12 protein-coding genes are annotated in these 8,934 nt (G+C 71.5%); 5 read left to right on the top strand and 7 right to left on the bottom strand.

Going from position 1 to position 8,934, the window contains the following annotated elements; all coding sequences use genetic code 11:
• From KBI44_20160 to KBI44_20175, 4 genes are all read right to left on the bottom strand, one after another.
• Positions 1-382, bottom strand: a 382-nt coding sequence (locus KBI44_20160; protein MBP9146795.1) for an ATP-binding cassette domain-containing protein, incomplete at its 3' end; no start/stop codon positions are given.
• Positions 382-1,374 (bottom strand): efflux RND transporter periplasmic adaptor subunit, encoded by a 993-nt coding sequence (locus KBI44_20165; protein MBP9146796.1) that lies wholly within the window; start codon positions 1,372-1,374, stop codon positions 382-384. The genes KBI44_20160 and KBI44_20165, both read right to left, overlap by 1 nt.
• Positions 1,371-2,765: a TolC family protein gene (locus KBI44_20170; protein MBP9146797.1), complete on the bottom strand. Its 1,395-nt coding sequence runs from the start codon at positions 2,763-2,765 to the stop codon at positions 1,371-1,373. The genes KBI44_20165 and KBI44_20170 overlap by 4 nt, the downstream gene beginning before the upstream one ends.
• The gene (locus KBI44_20175) at positions 2,762-3,424 is read right to left on the bottom strand and encodes a TetR/AcrR family transcriptional regulator (protein MBP9146798.1); all 663 of its coding nucleotides are present in this window, start codon (positions 3,422-3,424) and stop codon (positions 2,762-2,764) included. Before KBI44_20175 ends, KBI44_20170 begins: the two co-directional genes overlap by 4 nt.
• Before the next feature lie 95 nt (positions 3,425-3,519).
• On the opposite strand from KBI44_20175, the gene KBI44_20180 reads away from it, so the two are divergent.
• The 3 genes from KBI44_20180 (at position 3,520) to KBI44_20190 (ending at position 4,896) form a co-directional block, all read left to right on the top strand.
• A complete protein-coding gene (locus KBI44_20180; protein ID MBP9146799.1) occupies positions 3,520-4,164 on the top strand; it encodes a carbonic anhydrase in 645 nt (214 codons plus the stop codon).
• Positions 4,161-4,418, top strand: coding sequence for a hypothetical protein (locus KBI44_20185; protein ID MBP9146800.1), 258 nt, complete (start codon positions 4,161-4,163; stop codon positions 4,416-4,418). The genes KBI44_20180 and KBI44_20185 overlap by 4 nt, the downstream gene beginning before the upstream one ends.
• 82 nt (positions 4,419-4,500) lie before the next feature.
• Positions 4,501-4,896, top strand: a complete 396-nt coding sequence (locus KBI44_20190) for a hypothetical protein (GenBank protein ID MBP9146801.1) — start codon at positions 4,501-4,503, stop codon at positions 4,894-4,896.
• Positions 4,897-4,945: 49 nt separating this feature from the next.
• Here KBI44_20190 and KBI44_20195 read toward each other — a convergent pair whose 3' ends face one another.
• The gene (locus KBI44_20195) at positions 4,946-5,938 is read right to left on the bottom strand and encodes a dihydroorotate dehydrogenase-like protein (protein MBP9146802.1); all 993 of its coding nucleotides are present in this window, start codon (positions 5,936-5,938) and stop codon (positions 4,946-4,948) included.
• Positions 5,939-6,048: 110 nt separating this feature from the next.
• Entirely contained in the window at positions 6,049-7,368 is a 1,320-nt protein-coding gene (locus KBI44_20200; GenBank protein MBP9146803.1) for an MFS transporter, read from the bottom strand.
• Positions 7,369-7,507: 139 nt separating this feature from the next.
• On the opposite strand from KBI44_20200, the gene KBI44_20205 reads away from it, so the two are divergent.
• Positions 7,508-7,912 (top strand): DoxX family protein, encoded by a 405-nt coding sequence (locus tag KBI44_20205; protein ID MBP9146804.1) that lies wholly within the window; start codon positions 7,508-7,510, stop codon positions 7,910-7,912.
• Here the strand turns inward: KBI44_20205 and KBI44_20210 are convergent.
• Positions 7,892-8,371, bottom strand: a complete 480-nt coding sequence (locus KBI44_20210; GenBank protein ID MBP9146805.1) for an Rrf2 family transcriptional regulator — start codon at positions 8,369-8,371, stop codon at positions 7,892-7,894. The genes KBI44_20205 and KBI44_20210 overlap by 21 nt on opposite strands.
• Before the next feature lie 94 nt (positions 8,372-8,465).
• Between KBI44_20210 and KBI44_20215 the strand changes: the two genes are divergently transcribed.
• Positions 8,466-8,879 carry a DUF1761 domain-containing protein gene (locus KBI44_20215; GenBank protein MBP9146806.1) on the top strand — a complete coding sequence of 138 codons (414 nt, stop codon included), beginning with the start codon at positions 8,466-8,468 and terminating at the stop codon, positions 8,877-8,879.
• Positions 8,880-8,934: the final 55 nt, after the last annotated feature.

The following is an 8,934-nucleotide window of genomic DNA, read 5'->3' on the forward strand; positions in this document are numbered from 1 at the left end:
CCCCGAAGAGATCGGCATAGAAGTCGAGATTCTCGTCGACGGTGAGGTCGGTGTAGAGCCCGAAGCGCTGGGACATGTAGGCGAGCCGGGGCTTCACGGCCTCCGGGTCGGCGACCACCGAGATGCCGTCGAGGATCGCGTCGCCGGCGCTCGGCCGGAGGACGCCGGCGAGCATGCGCAGGGTGGTCGTCTTGCCGGCGCCGTCGGGGCCGACGAGCCCGAAGAGCTCGCCGGGACGCACGTCGAAGTCGAGCCCGGCGACGGCGACACGCGCCGCCTTCCCCCCCGGTGCCGTGAAGCTTCGCGCGAGACCGCGCACCGAGATCGCCGCCGCAGCGACGCCGGTATCGGCGCTCACGGCCGCGGTGGTCGCGCGGCGCATCACCGGCTCTCCACCAGCCTGACGTCGGCGGGCAGGCCGGGCTTCAACTCCTCCGCGGGATCGCCGGTGATGCGGACCTTGACCGCGTAGACGAGCTTCACGCGCTCCTCGGCGGTCTGCACGTTCTTGGGCGTGAACTCGGCGGAACTGGCGATGAAGGAGACCTCGCCGTCGTAGCGCCTGCCGGGGAAGGTGTCGGAGGTGATCTCCGCACGCTGGCCGATGGCGACCCGTCCGAGGCGGTTCTCGGGGACGAAGATGCGCACCCAGCGGTCGCCCGGATCGAGCAGCGTCACGACGGCCGCGCCGGCGCCGACGATCTCGCCGGGCTCGCGGTGGCGCAGCGTCACGATGCCGGCGAACGGGGCGGTGATCCGGCTGTTGGCGAGCGTCGCGTCGAACGTCGCGACGGCTGCTTCGGCCTGGGCGAGTTGGGCGCGTGCGGCGGCGATGCGCTCCGGGCGCGGTCCCTGCTCGAGGAGAGCCACCTGTTCGGTGGCCTGGTCGCGTTGGCGCCGCGCGAGCTCGACGGCGAGCGTCGCCTTGTCGAGCATTTCGCGCGACACGGCGCGCCCTTCGAGGAGCGTGCGAACGCGGGCCTCGTCGCGCTCGGCATCGGCCACGCGGTCGTTCGCGGCGGCGAGCGCCGAGCGCCCCTGGGCGATCTCTTCGCGGCGCGAACCGGCGAGGAGCTCGCCCAGCTGGGCGCGCATCGCTTGAGACTGCGCCAGCGCCTGCGCCCGCCGGGCGTCGAGCTCGCTGGTGTCGAGCCGCGCGAGCTCGGCGCCGGCCGCGACGCGATCGCCCTCGCGCGGCGCGACGTGCGCGATCCGCCCGGGGGACTGGAAGCCGAGCTGGGCGTCGGTGGCCTCGACCGTGCCGGAGGCGACCAGGCCGTTGTCCTCGGGCGGCGGCGCGAGAACGAAATGCCAGAGGGCGAAGCCACCCAGGCCGAGCACGAGAACGATGGGCACGATGCGCTTCGGATTCATGGCGCGATCTCCAGGGTGCGACGGAACCAGTCGGGGGAGAGCTCTCCGGCGAGGCGCGCGAGCTCGACATGGGAGAGCAGGACGGCGGTACGGGATTCGGTGGCGCTGGCGCGGGTCGCGGCGAGCTCGGCAAGGGCGGCGAGGTAGTCGACCTGGGTGCCGGAGCCGACCTCGAGCAGGAGCCTCTGGACGCGCGCGACCTCCGCCAGCCGGTCGGCGGCGCGGCCGAGCGCGCTCGCGCGGGCGCCGGCGTCGGCGAGCGTGGAGAGGGCGCGGTCGACCGCTTCGTGCGCATCGAGCTCGCTCTGGGCGAGGAGCGCCGTGGCGGTGTCGCGCTGCGCTGCGGCCCGGGCGACGCGCCGGCCTGTCTGTCCGCCGTCCCAGAGCGGAACGACCAGCTGCACGCCGGCGTTCCAGTCCGTCACGTACGAGCTCTCGGCCTCGCGGAACTCCTGCAGGGCGCCCACCAGGTCGAGCTTGGGAAAGTAGGCGCTGCGCGCCAGGCCCCGGGCCGCTTCCGCCGCGAGAATCTGCTGACGGGCCTGTTCGACCGCGGGGCCGGCGGCCACCGCGAGCGCCTGCAGCTCGCCCCGGGTCTCGGCCCGGGGAGCCGGCGTCTTCCAGGGTGCGAGCCGCCCGGCCCGCGTCGCCTCGGGCGCGGCGGAAAGGAGGCGCGCGAGATCGCGTTCGGCGCTGTCGAGAGCGCTCGCAGCGCGCGTCCGCTCGGCCTCGGCGGCGGCGAGCGCAGCATCGGCGCGCAGCGTCTCGACCTCGGCGGCCTTGCCGACGGCGAAGAGCTGGCGCGCCCGGTCGAGCTCGAGGGTCAGCGCCTCTGCCCGCGCCTGCTGTGCGGCGAAGATCTCGCTGCGTGCGAGGGCCCCCGCATAGGCCGCAGCGACCCGCGCGGCGATCGCCTGCTCGGTGGCGGAAAGCGCGGCGCCGGCGGCGGCCGCCTGGGCCTCCGCCTGGCGGGTGCGCTCGCGCCGGGCGCCGGAGTCGAACAGCGTGTAGGTGACGTTGAGCGAACCCTGGGCGAGGGTGTCGTTGAACGGCGGAATCTCGGTGGGATGGAACGAATGGATCGGGCTGGTGATCATCGGGTCGTCGTAGCCGAGCGCCGAGGCGTTGAGCTTGACGATCGGGCCGTGGCTCGCCGCGACTTCGCCGGTGGCCTCCGCCGCCTCGGCCACCCGCAATCGCGCCGCGGTGACCGCCGGATAGCGGCCGAGGGCGCGTTCGACCGCGGCGGAGAGCGTGAGCGGGGTTTCCTCCGACGATGCCGGCACGGGCGGGGCCGGGTAGGCGTGGAGCAGGGTCGGGGAGAGGAGGAGGGAGAGGAGCCACCTGGGCATCGTTCCGGGCTTGCTGGACCTCCGGGCGACCTGGATCATGGACGTGCCTCCGGCCCGGGCACCCGGTCGCCTTCGGCGACGGGAGCGACGGGCGTGGTCAGGGAGCGGACGTAGTGACGGACGAGGATCTCGGTTTCGGCGTCGGAAAGGGCGAGGTCGGGAAAGGCGCGCAGCTGGATGCCGATCGCCGCCGGAAGGCCCAGGAAGAGGGTCGCCTGGCGCTCCGGAGCGACGCCCAGGTCGAGGTCGAGCTCGGCCAGAACGCCGCCCAGGAGCCCCGCGTAGCGCTGCATGACGCTACCCAGCTGGCCGATCAGCTCGCTGTCACCCGAAGCGAGGCCCTCGGCGATGAGCAGGATCGGCAGGCCGCGGCTCGCCCGCAACAGGGAGATGTGGTGGCGCACCATGGCGAGCAGCCGCTCCTGCGGCCCGAGCCCGGGGTCGGCGGCGATCGCCGCGATCGTGCCGAGAAGCCGGCCGCCGAAGCGCTCGACCATCGCCCGCACCAGCGCCTGTTTGCCCTGGAAGTGGCGGTAGATCGCCGGCTCGGTGAACCCGACCCGCTCGGCGACGCGTTTCATCGTCAGGTTGCCGAGCCCCGATTCCGCGACCAGCTCCGCCGCGCGGTCGAGAATCTCGGCCTGGCGGGGAGTGGGTGGCCCGGGAAGGCCAGCGAGGGTAGGTGAGTGAATGTTCACTAACTCCTAACTTAGATCGTCGTCGGGCGCCTGTCAAGCGGCCCGTTTCGGCGCTCTCGGCTAGACTCGCGCCGCGGCAAAGGGAGAGAACCTCGATGATGCGAGCGCTACAGGCACTCGAGCGGTTGCGGGAAGGGAACGCACGATTCGTCGCCGACTTGCGCGGCCGCGAGGCGGCGACCAGCCCGGCGCGCCGGCACGAGCTTCCGGCCGGCCAGGAGCCGTTCGCGATCCTGCTCGGCTGCTCGGACTCGCGGGTGCCGGCGGAGATCGTCTTCGATCAGGGCCTGGGCGACCTCTTTGTGATCCGCGTCGCCGGCAACATCGTCGCCGCTTCCCAGGTCGGCAGCGTCGAGTTCGCGGCGGAGCGCTTCCGCACTCGGCTGGTTGTGGTTCTGGGCCACTCGCAGTGCGGCGCCGTACTCGCCACGGTCGAGGAGTTGCAGCGCCCGACCGCCAACCAGTCGCGGTATCTGCGCTCGATCGTGGACCGGGTGCGGCCCTCGGTCGAGCCGCTGCTCGCGACCGGGCTGCGCGACGACCCCGAGGCGCTGGTAAAGCAGGCGGTGCGGGCCAACATCCGGGTCTCGGCGAACCACTTGCGGCACGGCTCGGAGCTGCTCGAACAGCTGATCCAGAAGGACGGGCTGCTGGTGGTCGGCGCCGAGTACTCGCTCGAGACCGGCGTCGTCGAATTCTTCGATGGCCTGCCGAGGGCGGCGGAGGAGGGCACACGATGAGCGTGCAGTGGATCGTCTGTCCGGACTGCGCTTTCAAATTGCCGTACGCGATTCTGGGCAAGCAGGGGAGCTTTCGCACCGGTCGCGAGTTCGGCTCGCTCTGCCGGCACCGGGCCGAGTTCGCCCACCGCGAGTCGATGAACGGCCTCGATTGCCCGGCGCTGCGCGCCGAGGCCGAGCGGGTGCTGAAGATCCGCCTGCCGGGCGGGGCGCCCGAGCCTTCGTCCCAGCCTCCGGAGCCCGCCGCCGGCTGAACGCCCGCAGCAAGAGCGTGGTTTCGCGAAGTCGACCGCCCACCGTCAGGCCGGACCCGCGCAACCGAGAACAGGAGAGAGCATGTCGAGAGTGCGAAAGGTGCTGGGGTGGGTCGCCGGAGTCCTGCTCGTCCTGAGTGCCGCTGCGCACTCACTGCTGGGCGGCAAGGAGCTGCGGGCAGCGCTCGTCGCTGCGCAGGTGCCGGCCGACCTGCTGCGCGGCGCGATGATCGGCTGGCACTTCGGCGGCGTCGCGATGCTCGCCTTCGGCCTCGTCGTGCTGCACAGTTTCTCCCGCCGGAGCGACGCTGCGGCAATCTCCCTCTTCCCTGCCAGGGTCGTCGCCGTGACCTACCTCGGCTTCGGGGCCGCTGCCCTGCTGTTCACCGGCTTCGACCCGTTCTTCCTGGTCTTCATCGTTCCCGGGCTGCTGCTCAGCCTGGCCGCCTTCGGGAAGCCCGCGCGCCCGGCGAGCTGAAACACCGCGTCGGCCGGATCTGGCCGGCTGCCGCCGGAGTCGACGGGAGTCAACGGTGCCAGCTGCGCAGAATGAGCATGTAGTTGGCGCGCTCGTACCCGGCAGGGTCGGAACAGTTCCCGAGGTTCATGCTGCCGCGCAGCTGCGCGATCGACTCGTACTGGTGATCCGCGAGCCAGTAGGCGAACTCCTCGCGCAGCGTGCGCAACCTCTCCGGGCCGTGCGCCAGCAGCTCCGAGACCATCTGAACGGCATCGGCGCCGGTCATCACGGCCTTGATGGCGTCGGCGGCGGCATGGATGCCGCCGCTCACCGCGTAGGAGGTCCGGATCTGACCCGAGAGAATCGCGAGCCAGCGCAGCCGCAGCGCCAGGTCGCTCGCCAGCGAGAGGTGGAGTGAGCGGTCGACGGTCTGGCGTTCGATGTCGATATCCGGCTGGTAGAACGGATTGAAGAGCACCAGGCCGTCGACTCCGGCGTCGACCAGGCGCTCGGCGAAGTGGGCGAACGAGGTGTAGAAGGGGGAGAGCTTCACCGCCAGCGGGATCTGCAGAGCGCCGCGGACGGCGCGGATCATCTCGACGGTCTGCGCTTCGATCTCGGCGGCCCCCCGCCACGGATCGGTGGCGAGGGCGTAGACGTTGAGCTCGAGCGCGTCGGCTCCCGCCTCCTGGATCAGACGGGCATACTCGAGCCAGCCGCCGGGGGTCGAGCCGTTGAGCGAGCCGATGATGGGCACCGCGACCGCGCGCTTCACCCGCCGCAGGTGCTCGAGGTAGGCGTCGGGCCCGCGCCCGAGCGCACTCGACTCCGGAAAGAAGGCGAGCGCCTCGGGCGGCGGCTCGTCCACCAGCTCGTCGGCGAACCAGGCCGACATCGCGTCGTGGGTGATCTGCTCTTCGAAGAGGGAGTTCATCACGATCGCCGCGGCGCCGGCGTCTTCGAGGCGGCGAACATTGTCGAGGTCGTCGACCAGCGGCGAGGCGCCGCAGATGAAGGGGTGCGGGAGGGCGAGACCGAGATACGTGGTGTCGAGGTTCATCGCTCGGCTATTGAAGCGCTGCCATCTTTCGCTGCTCCCACCTTCCGAGATGCCGCTCGTCGCGTCTGAGGTCGAAGGCCTCCGCCGGGATTCCCGGGGGAAGCCTATCGCTACCGCGCCAGGGATGCCGCGCCGTCGACTTCGCTGCGGCCCCGCAGAGCGGCGATCGCGAAGGCGGGGATCGCCAGCCCGGCGACCAGGAGGCTCGACAGCAGACCGAGAGTCAGGCCGCGGGCGTCGCCGATCATGCCGGTCACGAGCGGCCCGGGTCCGACGCCCAGAAGGTTGATGACCAGCATTCCGAAAGCGATCATCGTCGAGCGCGTGTGAGAGGGCGCGAGCTCCTGGATGGCAGCGAAGAGCGGTCCGAACCAGGCCGAGGTGCCGGCGCTGGTCACGAACCAGCAGGCGAAGAAGAGCGGCGTGCCGGGCGCCATCGAGTAGAAGGCCAGGCCGATCGGCGTGAAGAGCGCGGTCATCGCCGCGAGGCTCCAGAGCCTGCCGTTGCGGAAGCGCCGGGCGCAGAGGTCGCCGAACAGGCCGCCTGCCAGGTTGCCGAGAATTCCGGCGCCGACCGCCATGCTGCCGGCGAGCAGGGCGGCGCGCGCGTACGGGTAGCCGCGCTCCTCGACGAGCCAGGTGACGGAGAGCATCGCCGAGCCCGAGCCGTAGCAGAGGAACGCTCCGCCGAGCAGCACGAAGAGGAGCTCGCGGCGCCCGGTGAGCGCGCGCCCGACGTCGCGCAGGAGGTCGCGGATCGCAGGGCTCCGGACCGGATCCTCCGGCGCCCCGGCAGGCGGCGCGGCATGCCGTCGCTCCGGTTCACGAAAGAAGCGCAGCCCGAGGACGGCGAGGAGCCCCAGGCCGCCGAGCAGGAAGAAGCAGGTCCGCCAGCCGAATCGCGGCGCCACGACACTGCCCACGAGGAGGCTCGTCGCCATGCCGAGCGGCACGCCGGTGTAGTAGACGCCGGTCGCGAGGCCCAGCCGCCGGCGCGGGAAGGCGTCCCCGAGCATCGACAGCGCCGAAGGTGTGAGGGTCGCCTCGCCGATACCGACGAAGATGCGCGGAATGGCGAGGTGGACGAAGCTCTTCGCCAGCCCCGAGATCGCGGTCATCGCGCTCCACAGCGCGAGGCCCCCGGCGAGGAGCCGCAGGCGCGGCCAACGATCGGCCGCGAGCCCGAGAAGGATTCCGACCAGCGTGTAGAAGAAGACGAACCCGAAGCCGGCGAGGAGCCCGATCTCGGTGCGCGACAGGCCGAGGTCGGCGATCAGCAGGGGACCGAGACTGGCGATCAGCGTGCGATCGACGAAGTTGAGGACGTTCAAGAGCGTGAGGTAGAGCAGGAGCGCGATGGCCGCCCGATCGACGACGCGCTCGTCGGGCTCTGCGATCGTCGATCCGGGGGTTCCCGTCGGGTTCGCCATGCGGGGCCGATGATCGCACTGTCCGGGTTGGCGTGCTCGATGGCGCGCCGGATCCGGCCCGGCTGCGGGTCGCGTGGGTCCGTCGGAGGGGAGAACCTCCGGCGCCGCCGCCCGTACTTCTCTCATGCGAATGCGATCGATGGCGCGGGACCCCGGTATCCGTCTGCTCCGCTTCGGCGTCGCCGTGCTGCTCTTCGTGCACGGGGTCTACCGGGCAGCGACGGGAGGCGTGAGCGGTTTCGGCGAATTTCTGTCGGCACAGGGGTTCCCGGCCGGAGAGCTCCTGGCCTGGGGCGTCACGCTCTTCGAGATCGTCGGCGCACCGTTGCTGGCGGTCGGCGTCGGCGTCGTTCCCCTGGCGCTGCTGTTTTGCGCCGAGCTCGTCGCCGGCATCGTGCTCGTCCATCGCCACGCCGGTTGGTTCGTGGTCGGGGGCGGGCGCAACGGCGTCGAGTACAGCCTCTGCCTGATCCTCGCTCTCGTGGCGTGCGCACTCTCGGAGGCGCACGCCCGCCGATCGGCCTCAGCGGCGCCGCGCGCCTGAGGCGGCGGGCTTCGGCCGGGCGCGGCCGGCGGGCTTCAGGCCCCGGCCGGCGGCGCGCTCGAAGCGCGCGACATCGGCCAGGGTCAGGCGCTGCAGCTGCGACCGGATGCGCTCGCGCTCGAGGCCCCAGAAGGCGTGGGCGGGACAGGCCCGCCGGTCGGAGCACTCGGCTCGGCCGAGCAGGCAGCCTTCCAGGAAGTCCGGGCCTTCGACGGCGATGACGATCTCACCCACCGTCAACTGGTCGGCGCGGCGCAGCAGGCGGAAGCCGCCGCGATAGCCGCGCTTGGCCTCGACGATGCCGGCTCCGGAAAGGCCGTGGAGGATCTTGGACAGGTAGGGCAGGGGTGCCTCGATGGCTGCAGCGAGGTCGCGGGCGAGAATCCAGTTCTCACCCTCGCCGGCGAGGCTGGAGAGCGCCAGGACGGCGTAGGAGCTGGAACTCGAGAGTCCGAACATGGGCGCAGTCTGCACTTACCCGATGGTCAGGTCAAGAAACCCTCTGGCGGGGCGTAAACTGTCCTTCCGGGATGCCGCCGCGGAGGAGGAGCTCATGGGAATCCAGACCAGCCTGCTCGCCATCATCGTCGCCGCCTTCTCCACCTTCGCGCTGGGCGCCCTCTGGTACTCGCCGCTCCTGTTCGGGAAGCTGTGGGTGAAGGCGCACGGCTACACCCCCGACAAACTCGTCGAGATGCGGGCGGGGGCCGCGCGGGCCTATGCGGTTTCGTGGCTGTGCTACGCCGGGATGGCGGTCGCGCTGGCCGTCCTGATCGATCGTCTCGCCATCTCCGGTGCCATGGCGGCAGTCGAGCTCGGCCTCCTTTGCTGGGCGGGCTTTGCCGCGACCCTGGGGCTCGGCGCACAGATGTTCTCGGACAAACGCTTCTCGACCTTTCTCATCGACGCCGGCTTCCAGCTCGTCTACATGGTCGGGATGACCCTCCTCCTCACGCTGTGGCGCTGAGGGCCCTGCGGCTTCTGGCGTCGCGGGCGGCACGCCCGGGTCTCGCCCTGGCACT

Source organism: Thermoanaerobaculia bacterium (assembly GCA_018057705.1).
Lineage (GTDB): Bacteria > Acidobacteriota > Thermoanaerobaculia > Multivoradales > JAGPDF01 > JAGPDF01.